The organism is uncultured Sphingomonas sp. (genome assembly GCF_913778135.1).
Classification (GTDB): Bacteria; Pseudomonadota; Alphaproteobacteria; order Sphingomonadales; family Sphingomonadaceae; genus Sphingomonas.
Genome location: NZ_CAJYVU010000177.1, coordinates 1 through 17,338 on the forward strand (window position 1 = coordinate 1; position 17,338 = coordinate 17,338).

General features: G+C 63.2%; 12 protein-coding genes and 1 pseudogene. 5 read left to right on the plus strand and 8 right to left on the minus strand.

Features of this window, described 5'->3' with window-relative positions; translation table 11 throughout:
• From QZ847_RS15760 to QZ847_RS15775, 4 genes are all read right to left on the minus strand, one after another.
• On the minus strand, positions 1–332 hold a 332-nt coding region (locus QZ847_RS15760; RefSeq protein WP_294358326.1), incomplete at its 3' end, for a TadE/TadG family type IV pilus assembly protein.
• Positions 332–919 (minus strand): TadE/TadG family type IV pilus assembly protein, encoded by a 588-nt coding sequence (locus QZ847_RS15765; RefSeq protein WP_294358329.1) that lies wholly within the window; start codon positions 917–919, stop codon positions 332–334. The genes QZ847_RS15760 and QZ847_RS15765, both read right to left, overlap by 1 nt.
• Entirely contained in the window at positions 916–2,382 is a 1,467-nt protein-coding gene (locus QZ847_RS15770) for a Tad domain-containing protein (RefSeq protein ID WP_294358332.1), read from the minus strand. Before QZ847_RS15770 ends, QZ847_RS15765 begins: the two co-directional genes overlap by 4 nt.
• Before the next feature lie 226 nt (positions 2,383–2,608).
• Entirely contained in the window at positions 2,609–2,953 is a 345-nt protein-coding gene (locus QZ847_RS15775) for a hypothetical protein (RefSeq protein WP_294358335.1), read from the minus strand.
• Positions 2,954–3,117: 164 nt separating this feature from the next.
• On the opposite strand from QZ847_RS15775, the gene QZ847_RS15780 reads away from it, so the two are divergent.
• The gene (locus QZ847_RS15780) at positions 3,118–3,564 is read left to right on the plus strand and encodes a hypothetical protein (protein WP_294358337.1); all 447 of its coding nucleotides are present in this window, start codon (positions 3,118–3,120) and stop codon (positions 3,562–3,564) included.
• Between the two features lie 194 nt (positions 3,565–3,758).
• Here QZ847_RS15780 and QZ847_RS15785 read toward each other — a convergent pair whose 3' ends face one another.
• Both QZ847_RS15785 and QZ847_RS15790 read right to left on the minus strand, forming a co-directional pair.
• Entirely contained in the window at positions 3,759–5,009 is a 1,251-nt protein-coding gene (locus tag QZ847_RS15785) for a histidine-type phosphatase (RefSeq protein ID WP_294358339.1), read from the minus strand.
• The gene (locus tag QZ847_RS15790) at positions 5,009–7,813 is read right to left on the minus strand and encodes a TonB-dependent receptor (protein WP_294358342.1); all 2,805 of its coding nucleotides are present in this window, start codon (positions 7,811–7,813) and stop codon (positions 5,009–5,011) included. Before QZ847_RS15790 ends, QZ847_RS15785 begins: the two co-directional genes overlap by 1 nt.
• Before the next feature lie 220 nt (positions 7,814–8,033).
• Between QZ847_RS15790 and QZ847_RS15795 the strand changes: the two genes are divergently transcribed.
• Positions 8,034–8,714: a response regulator transcription factor gene (locus tag QZ847_RS15795; RefSeq protein WP_365345366.1), complete on the plus strand. Its 681-nt coding sequence runs from the start codon at positions 8,034–8,036 to the stop codon at positions 8,712–8,714.
• Position 8,715: 1 nt separating this feature from the next.
• Positions 8,716–10,047, plus strand: a complete 1,332-nt coding sequence (locus QZ847_RS15800; RefSeq protein WP_294358345.1) for a HAMP domain-containing sensor histidine kinase — start codon at positions 8,716–8,718, stop codon at positions 10,045–10,047.
• Between the two features lie 37 nt (positions 10,048–10,084).
• Here the strand turns inward: QZ847_RS15800 and QZ847_RS15805 are convergent, their stop codons facing one another.
• Complete coding sequence (locus tag QZ847_RS15805) at positions 10,085–12,499, minus strand: TonB-dependent receptor (protein ID WP_294358347.1); 2,415 nt, start codon at positions 12,497–12,499, stop codon at positions 10,085–10,087.
• Positions 12,500–12,892: 393 nt separating this feature from the next.
• Here QZ847_RS15805 and QZ847_RS15810 point away from each other — a divergent pair, with 393 nt between their 5' ends.
• Both QZ847_RS15810 and QZ847_RS15815 read left to right on the plus strand, forming a co-directional pair.
• Positions 12,893–14,512 (plus strand): alkaline phosphatase D family protein, encoded by a 1,620-nt coding sequence (locus QZ847_RS15810; protein ID WP_294358349.1) that lies wholly within the window; start codon positions 12,893–12,895, stop codon positions 14,510–14,512.
• A gap of 97 nt (positions 14,513–14,609) precedes the next feature.
• The gene (locus QZ847_RS15815) at positions 14,610–16,991 is read left to right on the plus strand and encodes a TonB-dependent receptor (protein WP_294358351.1); all 2,382 of its coding nucleotides are present in this window, start codon (positions 14,610–14,612) and stop codon (positions 16,989–16,991) included.
• 12 nt (positions 16,992–17,003) lie between these two features.
• On the opposite strand, the pseudogene QZ847_RS15820 reads toward QZ847_RS15815, so the two are convergent.
• Positions 17,004–17,132: pseudogene (locus tag QZ847_RS15820) on the minus strand (IS630 family transposase); the annotation flags it as partial.
• Positions 17,133–17,338: the final 206 nt, after the last annotated feature.

Consider the following 17,338-nt stretch of genomic DNA (forward strand, 5'->3'; position numbering starts at 1 on the left):
CAACGCTGCCACCTGATCCACTGACCAGTTCCGGCATCGTTTCCCTGCAAGGCGGAAATGATAATCCGACCATTGTGTTGAAGGTCGAACTGACCAGATGACTGCTGAGCCGCTTTCACAAGATCGATCACATCCGCTTCGTCGATGTTGTCGCGGATACGGCTTGCATTGTCAGCTGTAAGCGAGGCGATCCGACTGGCGGTCATGTGCGCCAGCACGAGGTTCGAAAGCTCGATACCTCCGAGACCAAGCAGCAGTATGACTGGCAAACCGAGCGCAAACTCGGTCAACGCGACGCCGGTCTGGTTGCTCAGGATCGTGCGCAAAGCCATCACGCGCATACGATCCCAGCCGTCCCAGCTTTTGCATACGGCTGATTCCGAACAACAGCATTAGCGCTGACCGTGCCGCGGCTTGACCAACCAAACAAGGCCGAGACTGGAAAGAGGTGTGGATACGAGATATTTATCGTGTACGAAACAACATCCTCTGCACCGCCAAAGTTATCGCGACCTGCGGTCGATGCAGTATCATAGCGGCCATTGTCGTTTTCGTCGCGAAAGCAATCTCCGGGGTCGTATTGACCATTTCCATTTTTGTCATCAGTCAGGCGTTCCGCCGACGACACAGCAGAAAAACTCTTAAAGCTCCTCACCTGCACCGCAACGTATTGCGAATCGACAAGGGGCCCTAGATCGCTTTTGACCCTGTCCTCAATGTCTTTGCTCGTCTTGTTACCGATAGAGACATCACGCACAGCGCTTTCCAAAGCGCCGGCGGTGACAGACTTTAGATAAACCTGGTAACCTAGTTCCAATAGCCCAAATATCACGCAAAGCAACGGTAGAAGTATGATGGCGAATTCAACGATCGTTGCTGCCCTGCGGTCTCGGATGATAGACGGCGCGGCGACGATCATTTCGACAACCTCAACTCGCTGATGTCTTTGCCGATCAAGCTGAACTGGTTGATCAAAGCGCTCTGGTCCGAGACTGTCGCCGCCTGTCCGACGTTCGCGCATTTCTTCAGGTGGTCATCCATCGGCGCATCGGACAGTTTGATCGTCCATATCGATACACCCATGTTTCTAACAACTTGGCACATCGCATCGAAGCGTCCGTTGTGACGGGCGACCAGATCCGAATTCATTGCGTTAGCGGCAGATATAGCCTTTTTGATCGGGTTGGTATTGGGCGTACCAACGGAGACGCGTCTGAGCATCACTTCAGTGCTGTAACCACTATATGAACTAGCCTGCGGCTCCATTTGGCCGTCGGTTAGGAACACCATGTACTTGTTGGTGCGCATTCCATTGTAGACCAGGGGAGAGTCGGCGAAGACACCGGCATCCGAGATAAAGCGGGCACCCCATTCGATACCGATGTCAAGATATGTGGCGCCGCCTGGACTTAACGCATCGACATAATTCTGCATCGCAGCTTCGCTAAAAGCCTGCAATCTGACCGCGGATGTCGGGCAAGCCGCCAAGCCATAAGCAACGAGGTTTGGGTCGGCATCAGCGGGTGCCCAGCGAGTGTCATCACTGTTTGGAAGCAAGTTAACGTCCAGATCAGTCATGCGAGCCAACTCAGCATCCGTTGGCGTCGCGGACGCGGTGACAATAGTTTTTCGCTCTTCAACGCAGCCGTTGTAGCTGGAGGATTGTATCCAGCTTCCAGAATGCGCAAGTCCCAGTGCGACCCAGCTTATATCAGGATCCGAATTGTTTCCACTTGAGCCGGTGATCCGCGGATATTGCGCGGTCGCGCTCAGGTTCAGGTTAGACTGGTTCGCGGCATAAAGCAGTTTTCCTACGTTCACCGCTTGCGCATATGGAACGACCGCATAGCGCAGACGATAACCGTTGTTCTCAAGCGTTGCCTGAAAAGACGATAGTTGCTTGTAGAACGCCATAACCGCTGAGCGCAGCGCTTCGATCTTTTTCTGTCCCGAAGACAGTTTGTCGTTCATCGATCCAGTCGTGTCGAGGACCAACACGATATCGACGTTGATAAAGTTTTGCTGTGCATTACACGTTACTGCTATAGGAAGACTATCGACGCCAAAAACACTCATGATGGCTGTTGGCATATTGGTCTTTGTAGAAACTGTGATGGTCCCCGAGACGGGTCGATTTATGTCAGGCGTCACCTCTTGAGTGCCGAGCATTCCCTTGGGAAAGTTAAGGTTGAAAAACTTCAAAGCTTCTTGCTTGACGTGGTCATCAACCTGATCCTTGGTCATAACCCGCCTGCCAGCTAAGGAGGCTGCATCGCAGGCGTGCTGCAGTCGTGTCTTGACCGTATACGCACGCGCCATATCGATCGCTGACCCAACGAGGGCGAGCAAAGGCAGTATGGCAACTGCGAACATGATCAGCACGTTTCCTCGCTGGGAACGTCGCAGATCGGATAGAAAGTTACGCAAATCACTATTCGGTCGCATGCCCGACGCCTCTATGGATGCGCCCGGCTTGTGACTGATTCATGTTAATAGAGCGTGAGAAAATTGTAAGGATCGTGCATAGGCGATCACAGACTGGATCGTTCTGTCACAATCTACGCACTCGATGGCTGGCGCGATGCGCTCACGGCCCGCCCAAGACGCTCTACAACCGGTTGAGGCGTTGGGAAAAGGCTGGTGCACTCATGCGAATGGTGGACGGCTTGGTAGCGGAGAAGGGCCGCTTCTTCCGATCACCGCCTCGCATGACCATTGCCTGACGCGCCCGCGCCGCGGCGCAGGCGACATGGCCTAGAACGACGGCCGCCATCGTCATCAGCAGGACCGGCGTCTCCAGCAGCACGTCCCGCATCGCCGGTGGCGAGCCAAGCCAGACGGTGAGGCTGGCGCCGGCCAGCACGCCCAGCGCGGCGCTCCATGCCGGCTTTCCGGCCGATCGGGCGATCAGCGACAGCATCAGCGTGTCCGCGACCACCCACAGGAACAGCAATACGGCTGCAAATGGATAGGCGGTTGCCAACGGCGTCCGCACTGCCATGCTTCTCAAAACTGGCGCGATAGTACCCAGTGACGAACCAGCTGATTGCGTTCAAGGTCAGTCTTCATAGCAACTATCGCCTTGCTGGTTACCAGTTTTAATCCAAGGTGACATATATGGAAGTGGTGAAACTGGTTGCTCTTGCGGTGCTCGTCGCGAGCGGCTCGTCGACAGCTACCTCTTCGCGAGCGAGCGATGTCGACGGCGTCATCCAGAATTTGGACCTTACCACCTTTCCGAATTCGACCGGCCCACGGCGGCTACCCAAAAGGACGACGTTTGCCGACTATGGTTTCGTCATCGTCAAGAAGATCGAGGGCGGAGCGGAAATCGTCCGGGACGACAGAGGCTGGAAGATGAGCTTCACTATACTCTCCGCCGATCCAACGTTTCTTCACCTTTGTTTCTTTGACAAGGGGCCGGGCCGTCCGGGTGATGTGAGCGTCCCGAGTTATAACTCGACCTCCGCACTTCTTGTAACGAAGTCACGGAAAGGTAGATGGAGCGCCAAGCAAGTGGCGAAGGGGTTTCCGAGCTGCCAGAACGATCCAGCGGAAGCCTGACTGATAGTCGCTCGCAGATCGGCGCCCGCTTTTCACCCTGGAACGGACATGCCGAAACTCAGAAGCGCGGTGTACGAGGTACTCGGCACTTAGCTCCATTGCGACCTCGAGGTGTTGACTACTACCCAAGTAGGCGGTTGGCCTCGCCTGCTCAGACAATCGGAGACGCTCTAAAAGGGCCTCAATCAGTAGATTTACGTAACGGGCCGTTCCAACCGTTCCATCGTCAGTTGCTCGAACGCCTGAAGTGAGCATCGTGCAGGACCGCAGCCAGGGATGGGGATGGACTGCCGATCAGGCTTCGCCGACCCGGTCAGCGGCGTCAAAGCGCGAACCTGTGCCATCGATTGAGCCTGACTGAAGGCGCGGACGTAGCGCTGTCCGTCACGCGCGCGCACCACCTCGAAGCCGATCGCGCCGCCCGGCGCGATGTCGTCGGCGGGATAGTCCGACATGGTCCAATGCAGGTCGTAGAAGCCACCGAGCGCCGCCAGGTTGGTGTCGTGACCGAACAGCAACGTGATTGTGCCGGACTTTCCCTGCACCGCGTCGAGGATGCGGCGCGCGAGCGGTGCCGCGAGCCGCTGCGCCACGTAAGGCGGGCGTGTCTCGTAGCGGAACTTGACCGGGTGGAAGCGCAGCATCGTGCGGATGTCGACGGGTGAAGCGCGGCCCCAGCCGACCTGCGCCATCGGCATGCCCTCCAAATACTGGAGCAGGATCGTCTGTCCCGCGGTCGAGGCGAACGAGAGCGCGCCCTTCATGTCAGGCTTGTCGCCCGCCTCCGCCACCAGACGCGACCGCCGTTCGGCCGCGGTGCACGCTGTCGCATCACTGCTCGTGTCGCACGCCTTGCCGGGACAGCAGCCGGTGACCCGTTCGAGCACGCGGAACGCATCGGCATTGCGCGCGACCTCCGCGTCGATCCCGCCGGCAGGCGCAAGCCGGAGCGCGGCCGCGAGTGCCTTGTCACCATCGATCGCGAGCCCGGCGTCAGTCGGATGGAACGTCTCGTCCTCTTCCTCGCCCGCCGGATGATCGAGCGCGGCCTGACAACCTGGCTGCAACGTCTCCAGGAAAGCACGTCCGGTCTTGATCGCGCGCGACGCGCCGCTCGCCCATGCCGAGATCGTGCCAGCGCCCGCGCAGGCCTTGGCCGGGAGCAGGCCCTGACGGATCATCAACGCGCGATCATATGCGCCGAGCAGCCGGATCGCGGCCGCGCCGTGGGGGGTCAGATCACCCGCCGCGGTTGACCAGGCGGGCCAGGGTTGCCGCGTGGTGCCGACCGGGGTGGCGGGGAACTTGGTCGAAGGGCGCACACCGTGGCGCATCACCATGATGACGCGCTCCACCGTCTCTTCAGCGGCGCGCGCGGGCGCTGGCGCGGCTGCGGAGAGCAGCGCCGCGCCGGCGAGGATCGAGAGCGTTTTCGCCTGCCGCATCACAGCGTCACCTTGAAGCCGAACTTGCCGGTCCATCCGTACTCCTCGTGCTGCGCCAGCCGCCGACTGCCAGCCGCGGTGCCGGTGTAATAGCGGTTGAACGGCTCGTTGCCGACGTTGATGAAGTCGGCGGTCACCTGCACGCCCCTGGCGACGCGCAACTTCGCACCGACGTCGAACAACAGGCGGTGGTCGACGTAAACGTCGCCGTTGCCGTCCGAGGACACCTCGTCGAGGTAGCGGCCGCGGTAGGTTCCGCTCGCGCGCAGCTGCAACGGCCCCTTCTCGTATCCGACGCTCGCGTTCCAGATGTGCTTGGACGAGCCGGGCAGCGTCAGGCGACGCACCAGCCCGGGCTCGGTCGCGAGATCGGCACGCGTGTCGACATAGGTGTAGTTGCCGCCGACCAGCAACCCGTCGAACGGACTGGGCAGGAAGCTGAGCGATGCCTGCAGGTTGAATTCGACGCCGGTCACCTTGGCGGTGTCGCCGTTCTGCGGCAGGGTCGCCTCGTCGATGACGATGCCGTTGTAGCTGTAATCGTCGATGCGCGAGTCAAAGATGAAGTCGGACACTTCCTTGTGGAAGACGGTCACCTCGGCGAGCGCGTTGGAGGCAAAATACCATTCCGCCGCGGCGTCGAAGTTCCACGAGCGGTAGGGACGCAGGTTGGGGTTGCCGAACGTACCCTCCCCGTCGTTCTCGTTGTACGAGAAGCGCGGCGCGAGATCGGAGATGTTGGGGCGTGACAGGCTGCGCGTCACTGCACCGCGCAGCACGACCTTGCTCATCGGCGCGAAGCGCAGATTGAGGCTGGGCAGCCAGTTGGTGTAGGAGCGTTCGACGTTGACCGGCGTCGCGACCAGGCTGTCGGTATCGAGCGAATTGCCGCGCATCTTGTTGCGCGTATGCTCCATGCGGACGCCGCCCACCGCTCGCAACGTCCCGTTGTCGAAGCGTAGCTGGCCGTAGCCCGCGTAGATATCCTCATCGACGCGGTATTGCGCCGACAGGCTGTCGAGCTCGCTGTCGTCGGCGTTGCGGACCAGCCGGTCGCGGTTGGCGTTGAACCAGCCGCGCACCGGCAGCGGATCGACCGCGGGGTTCATGTCGACCAGCCCCTTGTCGCCGATCGAGCGCGACAGCCCGGCAAGCGTTGGGAAGCCGCCGCTGGCCAGCGCGTCATAGCTGTTGAAATCGAGATCGTACTGTTTTTTGCGGAAGCGACCCTTGGCGCCGACCTTTACCTCAAGAGACCCCGCCGACAGCGGGATCTCACGCGCGACGTCGAGCCGTGCGGCATATTCCTGGTCGGTGCTCAGGCCGTCGGTGGTCTCGATCTTCGACAAGGGATCACTGCCGTTGGTGAACAGCGCGTTGTTGCTGGTGCTGTACTCGGGCGTCTGCGTGTCGAGGCCGTTCAGCGTGACGTTCAACTGGCTGGCGCCGTTCTGGAACCGGCGATCGAAGATCGTGTCCTGCCGGTTGGGCTCCTGCTCTTCGGAGTACGAGTAGCTGCCCTGATAGGTCAGCGTCCACAGGTCGGCGCGCGTCTCGCCGCCCGTCGTGACGCTGTAGACGTTCTGGATTTCGGTACGGTCCTTCATCTCGCGGCGCACGCGAACGCGATTGTTCGAGCCGGCGCCCGAGGCAAAGGTCGCGCTGCTCGCGTCACCCGTCACCGGCGCGGGCGTAAAGGTGAAGCGCAGCCGGCTGCGCAGTTCGTCGTCGCGGAAGCTGTTGATGATCCCGCGCGCGTAGAGCGTCGTCGTATCGCTCGGCCGCCAGTCGAGCGACAGTGCACCCGCGATCCGCGTGCGCACCACGTCGTAGGCGCGATAGTCGACCTCCTCCGGATAGGCGACACCCGCGGGCGTCGCCCCCCAGTCGCTCGCCTCGACCCCGTCGGTGCCGAAGCGACGGCGGTAATAGGAGAAGCCGCCCGAGATGCCGAAATCGTCGGTGAGCAGCTTGGAGAAATCGACCGCGCCCTTCGGACTCCACTTGTCGCGCAGGTCGTTGCGCGATCCCTCGAGCGAGACGCTGAACAGGTCCTTCTTGCGGTCGAACGCGCTGGTCGTCTTGATCTCGATCGAGCCGCCGATCGTGTCACCGTCCATGTCGGGGGTCAGCGTTTTCTTGACCTCGATCGACTGCACCAGTTCGCTCGGCACCGTGTCGAGTGCCAGCGCACGATTGTCCGCTTCGGCCGAGGGGATGCGCGCGCCGTTGATCGACACCGCGTTCAACGCCGGGGCCAGCCCGCGCAACACCACGAAGCGGCCTTCGCCCTGATCGTCCTGGATCGACACGCCCGGTACGCGGCGTAGCGCCTCGGCGACGTTCTGGTCGGGGTTCTGCCCGATCGCGTCGCGCGACAACACGCTCTCGACCCCGTCTGCCGAACGCTTCTGCGACAAGGCGCTTGCCTGATTGGCGGCGAGGCCGACGACCAGGATGTCGTTGCCGCGTTCAGTCCCGTCGGATGCGGCGAGCGCGAAATTCTCCACCACCGTGCCTGTCGTCGGCACCGTGACGCGCCGCGTCTCGGATGACGCACCGACGTAGCGAACGACCAACGTGTAGGTGCCGGGCGGTATGTCGGTGAAGCGAAAGCTGCCGTCGCGTGCCGCTTCGGTGACCCGGCCCAGCTCGACGATCCGTACTTCCGCACCCGACAGCGTGCGCGTGTTGGTGCTGTCGGCGACCGTGCCGGCGAGGTCCTGCGCGAGCGCAGGCGTGGCGATGGCGCACGATGCAAGCAGGGCAAGGCGCAGCGCCTTGCCGATCGATGTCTCTAACACGAACATTCCCCCGGATTGCGACGGCCTCGCGCCGACGCGGGCCATGCTTCATCGGGGCTCGGCTAAGCTGAAACAGGGAAGCTTTGATGACGTAGTAATGAAGGTTCTGTGACGACGGGATGCGTGGCATGGCGTGCATCTGACCGTCATCCTCTCGACGACGAGCAGGTGCATTCACTCTCGCAGCCCTCTAATTTATACCAAAGCTGCTAGAGGATGGATGGCGATGAAGCTGCTGCTGGTTGAAGATGATGCCGATTATGCAGCGTCGCTTTCGCAATCTCTCAAGTCACTAGCTCATGACGTGACCGTGGTGCCCGATGGGGTTTCGGCGATGACGGCGAACGATCACGAGCGGTTCGATGCCGTCATTATCGATCGGATGCTGCCGCAGATGGACGGCATGACGCTGGTCGAGCGATTGCGCGAGCGCGGGCAGACGTTGCCGGTGCTGATGCTGTCGGCGCTCGGCCAGTCGATCGACAAGGTCGATGGCCTGAAGGCAGGTGCCGACGATTACGTCGTCAAACCGACTCCGGCGACCGAGATCGATGCGCGGTTGAAGGCATTGCTGCGCGCGCGCGGCTGGACCAGCGATGGCAGCAACACGCTGCGCGCCGGCGCCATCATCGTCAATCCAGGCCGGCATCGGGCGTGGTACAACGAACAGGTGCTCGACCTGTCCAAGCTCGAGTTCAAGCTGTTGAGCGAGCTTACCCGCAACGCCGGCAGCTTCGTCACACGTGCGATGCTGCTGGAACGCGTGTGGGGATATGATTTCGAGCCGGCCACCAACATCATCGAAGTGCAGGTCAGGTCGCTCAGGCGCAAGCTGGTCGCGTACGGCGATCCCGACCCGATCGTGACCAAACGTGGCGTGGGATATATGCTGGAAGCTTGAAGTGACCTCGCTTCGATCGCTGATGCTCGCATTTCTGGCGGCCTTCAGCACGGCAACGGTGTTGACCGGCTTTGCGACGTTCAACGCTTCGCATGCGGCCATGACGCGATTGGTCGACACACGGATCGGCCTGACCGCCGACGCGATTTTAAGCGGCGTAGCGCCGGGCGACACCCGCGCGATTCTGGCACGGATCGAACGCTTCGCGCGTGACCGTAACACCGGCGACATCGGGTTCGAGCTGGAGGACGCGCAAGGACGCCGACTGGGCGGAAACATCGTGCTCGCGCGCCGGATCGCGTCTGGTTACTCGACGGTGACGTCGCGCGACAGGATCGCGGGGCTGACCAGTGGACGAGCCGAACTACGTGATGCGGGCGGCGGCGTGCACCTGATCACGATGATCGAAACGGAGCCGGTCGACGGCTACGCCTTCGTTCGCGCACGCAATTACGTGGCGGGTTTCGGCGGAATTTTGTTGATCGTGTTGGCAGGCACCGCGACCTTCGCGCTGATCGTGCGTCGCCGCATCAACGAGGTGCACGCCACGGCGGAGGCGATCATCGACGGTGACATACGGCACCGCGTGCCCGTCGCCGCGCATGGCGGCGCGTTCGCTGAACAGGCGAGAGCGTTCAATCGCATGCTCGACCGTGTTGCCGGGTTGATGGACAGTATCCGACACGTCAGCAACGAGGTGGCACACGACCTGCGCACGCCGCTCGGCCGGTTGCGCGGTCGTCTCGCGCTCGCGGTGGAAGCGCAGGAACTGGCGGCGATGCGCGGCGAGGTCGAGCAGGCGATCGAACATTGCGACGATCTGCTCGCGACCTTTTCCGCGATTCTACGCATCGCCGAGATCGAGGGGGGTAACCGCCGCACCGGGTTCGCGCCGCTCGATCTCGCCGCGTTGGTGCAGGAGGTCGCCGACACGATGGGCGAGGTCGCGGACGACACTGGTCATCGGCTCATCGTGGAGGCAAACGCCGCATCCGTACCGATGGTGGGCGATCGGGCGCTGCTCGCGCAGGCGCTGCTCAATCTGGTTGAGAACGCACTCGCGTACACGCCGCCCGGATCGTCCGTGACGATCAGGCTTGCGTGTGCAGCGACGGAAGTTTCAATCGATGTGAGCGACGACGGCCCCGGTATCGCCTCCAGCGATCGTGCGCTGGCGCTGCGCCGCTTCGGCCGGCTCGACCGCAGCCGACATCGTCCGGGTCATGGGTTGGGATTGCCGCTCGTTCAAGCGATCGCGCAGCTGCATGGCGGATCGCTGACGCTCAGCGATGCGGGCCCCGGGCTCACCGCGACCATCGCGTTGGCACAATAGCCGCGGGAACCGGCAGCGATCCCCGCGGCGCGCCAGATCAGAAGTTGACGCTGCCCTCGACACCGAAGGTGCGCGGTGCGTTGAAGTTGCCGTAATCGCCCAGCACGTTGTTGATGCTGCCGCTGGTCACATTGGTGGTCGGCGCGCCGGGCAGGCTGTTGGACGGGTCGCGGCGGTAGACGTACTGCTCGTCGAACAGGTTTCGCGCCCAGATCGCGACGGTCAGCTTCTGGCCGTTGGTGCCAAGTGGTATGTCGCCGAGTGCGACGCGGCCGTTGAAGATCAACGACGCGTCGGCCTTGGTCGCGAACTGATCGAACGCCTGCGTCGCCTGCGCGTAATTGCCGTCGAGATGGAAGGTCAGGCGATTGCCGTCGCCGACCGGCACCGCATAGTCGATCGATCCGCTCGCCGCGTTGCGCGGCGTGAAGACGATGTAGAATTGCTGCGGCACGGTGGTCGAGGTGGTGACGCCGTTGTTCGTCACCGTGTTGACGATGTTGACCTTCGGAATGCGCGTGTAGGTATAGGCATAGGAAGCGTTGAGCGTCAGCCCTTCGAGCGGATTGACCGTCAGATCGGCCTCGATCCCGCGGATGCGGGTGGTGCCCGGCGCGTTGATCGTCACGAGGTTGTTGAAGCTGCCGGTTGCCGTAACCTGGATTGAGCTGATGTCGACCTGGCTGTCGTCGCGGTCCATGATGTAGCCGGCCAGGTTGAAACGCACGCGGCGGTCGAACAGGTCGGACTTCATGCCCACTTCGTACGATCGCACGTCCTCGGGATTGAATGCCTGGTAGTTCGACGTGCGCGAGCTCGCCCCACCCGCCCGGTATCCGGTGGCGTATTTGGCGTAGAAGTGTAGGTCGCGCGATGCGTCATAGGCGACCGTGACCATCGGGTTGAACCGATCCCATGCTTCGTCCAGCGGCCGGTAACCGTTACGCGCGACGATCGCGGCGTTTGCCGGATTGTCGTAGTTGATGTTGCGCGAGAAGTGCAGCACGCCGCGCTTCTTGTCGTGCGTGTAGCGACCACCCGCGGTGATGTGGATCGCGTCCGTCGCGTTCCACGTCAGCTGGCCGTAAGCGGCGTAGCTCTTCGACCACACTTCCGAGGCGCGGTCGATCTGGCGGCAACCCAACTGCCATCCCGCGGGCGAGGCGACGCTGCCGCCGCCGATGCATGGATCCAGCGTCGTGATGACGCCGGTCGCCTGGTTGTACTGCTGTGAATTCGGCGTCGCGGCGTCGTCGCTGACGTGTTCGTTGAAGTAATACAGCCCGGCGACGAAGTCGAAGGCATTAACAGTGCCGACCGCCTGAAATTCCTGGCTGAACTGGCGCTGGCGCAGGTCGGCAAGGCTGTAGCGGCTGAAGTTGCAGGTAGCTGCCGTGCAGTTGAGCAGCGGCACGCGGTGTGCGCCACCCGAATTATCCCATTGCGTCACGTCGACCCCGCGCCACGCGGTGAGCGAGCGGAGTTCGATGTCGGGCGTCGCCTTGTACTTCAGCACGTTGGTGAAACCGTGCGTCTGGTCGACGCTCGGCTGCTGGACGACGCCGATGTCGGCGCGGCGCATCCGCGAATTGCCGTTCACCTGCACGACCGGCAGGATCGGCCGCACCGCGCCGGTCAGCGTGGTGTAGGCGGTGCCAGGCAGCACGCAGCGCGGTGACGCCGATTGCGGGCCGGCGGCGCAAGCGTTCGGGTTGGCGTTCAGCAGCTGGCTGTAGAAGGGCGAGTTCTTGTCCTGCCCATAATCGTACGAGAAATCGTTGGTCAGCCCCTGCACCGGTTGCCAGCGCACCGCGCCGCGCGCCGCGACACGGTCGTAATAGCCCCAGCCGACCTGGCCCGGCAGCGGGTTCTGCGTCACCGCGCCCTGATATTGCTTCACCGCGTCCAGCTTGACGCTGAAATTGGCATATTCGGGCAGGTCGAGGTGGACGTCGCCATTGTAGCCGCCCAGGTTGGCAACGCCGACGTGTACCCGGCCGCCGAATTCACCCGACGGCGCACGGGTCACGATGCTGAGCGCGCCGCCCTCTGTGTTGCGGCCGAACAACGTGCCTTGCGGCCCCTTCAACACCTCGATCCGCTCGACGTCGAACAAGGCCGCGTTCAAGCCGTGCTGGCGACCGAGGTAGATGCCGTCGACATAGATGCCGACGCCCTGCTCGCGCGCGGGCTGGTTGGCGTCGAGCGGCACGATGCCGCGGATGCCGATCGTCAGTGCACTCTGCCGCGCCTCGAACGTCGCGACACGCAAGCTGGGTACCGCGCCGTCCGCCAGATCGTACAGGCTCTGGACGTGGCGATCTTGCAAGGCCTTTGTGTTCAGGACGTTGATCGCGACCGGGGTCGATTGCAGGTTGGTCTCGCGCCTGGTCGCGGTAACCACGATGTCGTCCAGCCGCCCCGACGCGCCAGCGGTTGCATCAGGCTGCACCGGCGTGGTTGGTTCAACGGGCGTGGCCGGCGAGGAGTCCGTCACCGCAACAGGCGCCGCCTGGACCGAAACAGGCGAGAGAATTGCCGCAGCGCCATAGAATAGTCGCAGCTTTGCGCCAGAATTAATCAACACCTACCGTCCCCTTGCTTGGCATTTGCCATCATCGGGCGATAGGGCGCTTTGAATTCTCTAGGATGACAGTTTTACGACGGGCGACTACTTGGTTCGATCATGTAGAGATCATTAAAAAAACGAAGCTCTTCGTCGAAACGGGCAGCTTCGACGATGCCTCATGGCATGCGATGCAGCGACGAAGCTGATCCGCAGCGCTCATTGTCACGACGCTTCCACAATGCCGGCGCAAGGGCAGTCGCGAACCCGGAGACTGCCATGATCATCGATCGTCGTTCACTCGTCACCACCGCCATGTTCGGGCTGGGGAGCGCCGCCATCCCCGGCTTCGTCGGCGCCGCCGTGATCGGCGGGGCTACCGGCTTCACCCATTCGGTCGCCAGCGGTGAGCCGGCCGCCGACTCGGTGCTGCTGTGGACGCGGTATGTGCCGGCGGGCGGGGGGCATGTAGAGCTTCGCGCCGAGATAGCGGAAACGCCCACGTTCACGCGCGTCGTGGCGGGTGGCGCGCAGGTCACCGGACCGTGGCGCGATCATACCGCCAAGATCACGCTTGAGGGCCTGCAGCCCGGCCGCGACTATTATTTTCGCTTCATCGCACCCGATGGCAGCTTCTCGCCTGTTGGCCGAACCCGCACACTGCCGGCCGACGGGATAAAGGCGTGGCGCGCGGCGATCTTTTCCTGCTCCAACATGGGTTTCGGCTGGTTCAACGCCTACGGTCACGCCGCAGCGCGCAACGATCTCGACTGCGTCGTCCACCTGGGCGACTATTTCTACGAATATGCGACGGGGAATTATCCGCCTGCCGCGGCTGCGGTGCCCGGTCGCGTGCCATTGCCCGCGAACGAGATCATCCATCTCGCCGACTATCGCCTGCGCTACGCCAGCTACCGCGCCGATCCCGATCTACAGACGCTCCACGCGCGAGTTCCGATGATCGCGCAATGGGACGACCATGAAAGCGCCAACGACAGCTGGGAGGGCGGGGCCGAGAACCACGATCCGGCGAGCGAGGGCGAGTGGAACCCGCGTCGCGCCGCGGCGATCCAGGCCTACCGCGAATGGATGCCCGTCTCGGACGAGCCGTGGAAGGCATATGACATCGGCGGTCTCGCCACGCTGTTCCGCACCGAAACGCGGCTGCTTGCGCGCACCGAGCAGCCCGATGTTGCGCCGTTGTTCAAGCAGGCCGACCCTGCTGCCGCGTTGCGGGCGTTCCGTGACGGCGCGTGGATGGACCCAGCCGCGACGATGATGGGCAGCCAGCAGGAGGTCTGGCTTTCGCACGCGATGCGCGCGTCGGTGCGAAGCGGCAGGCCGTGGCAGGTCGTCGGCTTCGGCACGATCATGGGGCAGACGATGATGCCCGCCGAGGCGACAGCGTGGCTGGGCGGATCGAGCGCGCGTGCGCGCGGCTATGTCGAGAACGGCATCGCGGCGGGTAAGGCGGGGCTGCCGTTCAATTTCGACAATTGGGGCGGCTACCCCGCGGCGCGCGCGCGTTTCCTGCGCTCAGTCCAATCGCTCGGCGGCAACACGATCGTCATCTCGGGCGACAGCCACAATGCATGGGCCTACGACCTGGCGCAGGACGGTCACCCGGCCGCGGTCGAGTTCGCCGGACACAGCGTTACCTCGCCCGGCTACGAGGGCGGCATCGGCACCGATCCGGGTATCGTGGCGGCTGCGCTGGTGCGTGCCAATCCGGAACTGAAATGGTGCAACACGTCGCGTCGCGGGTACATGGCGCTGACGATCGCGGCCGACCGCGTCACCAACGAATGGATCATGGTCGACACGATCAAGCAGCGTACCGCGTCCGCCGCGGTCGGGCATACGGCCACCGTCCGGCGCGGCCGGCCCGTCATGGTGTAACGCGAACGACGCCGATCCGTCATCGCGGTGGCATCGATCGGTCCCGCCATTGTCTCATTCCGGTCGTATCCCCTGTGGCAACAGGGGGAACACAGTGATGAATTATCTTGCTCGCGCGCTCGGCGTCGCGCTGCTCGCCTGCACGTCGACGACCGCGCTCGCGCAATCCTCGACGGTGCCGGAGGCGGAAACCTCGGACAACGACATCGTCGTCACCGCGCAGAAGCGCGAGCAGCGGATCGAGGACGTGCCGGTGACGGTCAGCGCGATTACCGGCGCCCGCATGGCCGACCTCGGCGTCAACTCGCTGTCGGAGGTGGCGCTGTTCGTGCCCGGCCTGCGCATCCAGGAGCAGAGCGCAAACAACCCCGGCTTCGTTATTCGCGGCATTACCTCGGACAGCGGATCGGCCCAGCAGGGCGCGCGCGTCACGCTCTACTATAACGGAATCGATATCTCGCGCTCGCGCGGGGCCTATCAGGACCTGTTCGATGTGTCGCGGATCGAGGTGGTGAAGGGGCCGCAGGCGACGCTATTCGGCACCGCGGCCGCGATCGGCGCGGTCAGCATCATCTCCGCCCCGGCGGAGGCGGGCACCTCGGGCGGCGTCACCGCAACATACGGCAATTTCAACCGTACACAGGTGAGCGGCTTCGTGAATGCGGGCAACGACGTGCTCGCGGGCCGGATCGCATTCGCCTACAAATACCGCGACGGTTATGTCCGCAACATCGCCGGCGATCCTGACGTGCCCAACCAGAACCAAGGGCGCGTGAACCAGGATGACCTGAACGGCCAGGACCAGCGCGGCCTGCGCGGTTCGCTGCGCTGGCACCCCGTCGACACGGTCGATGCGCGCCTCGTCCTGACCTACGACGGACAGCGCAATCCCGGAACAGCGTTCAAGAGCCGCGCCTTTGCACCGACGGGCGGGCAAACCGGTGACTATGGCTATGCCGAACTGTCGGGCTCACCCTTCAGCGCCGCTGTGCTCGGCGCCGCGAAGCTGGGTCTGAAGCGCGACGTCTACGATGCCAACCTGACCGTCGCGGTCGACCTGTCGCCGGGCGTCACCTTCACCACCGTCAACGGTTACCGCCGCTTCAAGAGCAACGAGGTGTTCGATGCCGATGGCGGCCCGGCCTGGTACCTGGAATTCGCCGAGGATGCGCAAGGGCATCAGTTTAGCCACGAGAGCCGGTTCGCGTTCGACGGCGCCGGCTACCGCGCATCGTTCGGCTGGAACGCATTCTTCGAGGACAATCTGCAACGCGTGCCCTTCTCGACCGAGGAAGGGACGTATCTCGCCTGCTCGGTCAGCACGACGTTCGCACCGATCCGCAGCGCATTGAACGCCGCAGGCATTTCGACCGGCACGAACTGCGTCGCGCCCAACGGCACCATCCCTGCGACGCGCGCGACCGCCATCCTGACGCGCGGCGCGGCGACGCAGATCCCGTACGCTTCAGTGTTCACCAATTACGGGCATAACGACAGCTATTCGGTCTTCGCCGACGGAACGCTGATCCCCACCCCGCGGCTGGAGCTGACCGCGGGCGCGCGCCTTCTGATCGAGCGACGCAAGTCAGGCTACAGCTCGGTACAGCCCAATTCGGTGATCCTCCAGGGTCTGGGCGTTCGCAGCAGCCTGCTCGGTACCGCCAATACAGGCGGCGCGGAGTTCATTGCGCAGCGGTCTTTCACCGCCGTGCTGCCGCGGTTCAATGCGCTGTTCCGCGCGAGCGACGGCGTCAATCTGTACGCGACGATCAGCAAGGGGCGGCGCTCGCCGGTGGTGCAGCTCGCCGCACGCGCGGGCACGCCGGTGACGCCGAACCTCCAGATTGTGCCGGACGAGACGGTGTGGAATTACGAAGGCGGCATCAAGGCAAGCGTCGGCGGGCTGACGGGCACGCTGTCGGCCTTCTACCAGACCTACGACGGATTTCAGGTGTCGGTCACCAACAACGGCGTCACGACAACGCAGAGCGCCGGTTCCGCCAAGAACCCTGGCGTCGAGGCGGAGGCCACCTATCGCTTCGGCAATCTGCTGTCGCTGTTCGGCAGCTTCGCCTACATCGACGGCAAGATCGACAAGGGGAACAACGTCGCGGCCAATTACGCCGGCGCGCGGTTCCGCCTCCAGCCGAAGTACACCGCATCGGGCGGCGCATCGCTGCGCGTGCCGGTGGCGCAGGGCGTGCTGTTCTACGCGACCCCCTCGGTCAGCTATCAGAGCAAGGTGTTCTTTGAACTGCCGAACTCCGATGCGATCAGCCAGGGGGGCTATACGCTGGTCAATCTGCGCGCCGGCGTGGAACTGGCGGGTGGGCGCTACCGGATCGGCGGCTTTGCGCGCAATTTGACCAACAAGCGTTACCTGCTCGACGCCGGCAACACGGGCGGAGGGTTTGGCGTGCCGACCTACATTGCGGGCGAGCCGCGCTTCTACGGCGTCGAGGTAGGTGGCAGCTTTTGAAGCGGTTTCCATTCACTCTGGGTCATAGCCGCAGGAGCTGAAGTAATTGGCGCATTCCTGCGGCTGGGAGAGGTCGACCAGCTTGCCGATGGAGTTGAATTCGGGCCTGTAGGGCGGAAGGAAAATGAGGTGGGCGCATGCGCCTCGATCCGAAGCGACCGCGTGTCCCCGCTCTGCGCCTTGGCGGCATAGCCACCCGTGATGCGGCGCTGGTCGGGCCAGCGGATCACCGTCGCGGCCGCCTCTGTCGACCGGAATTTGTGACAAAGATCATGGCAGATCGACGATCAACTGTCTCAAATGCCGTTGTCACCAGCTCCAGCTTATTCGGCTGAGAAGCGGATCGA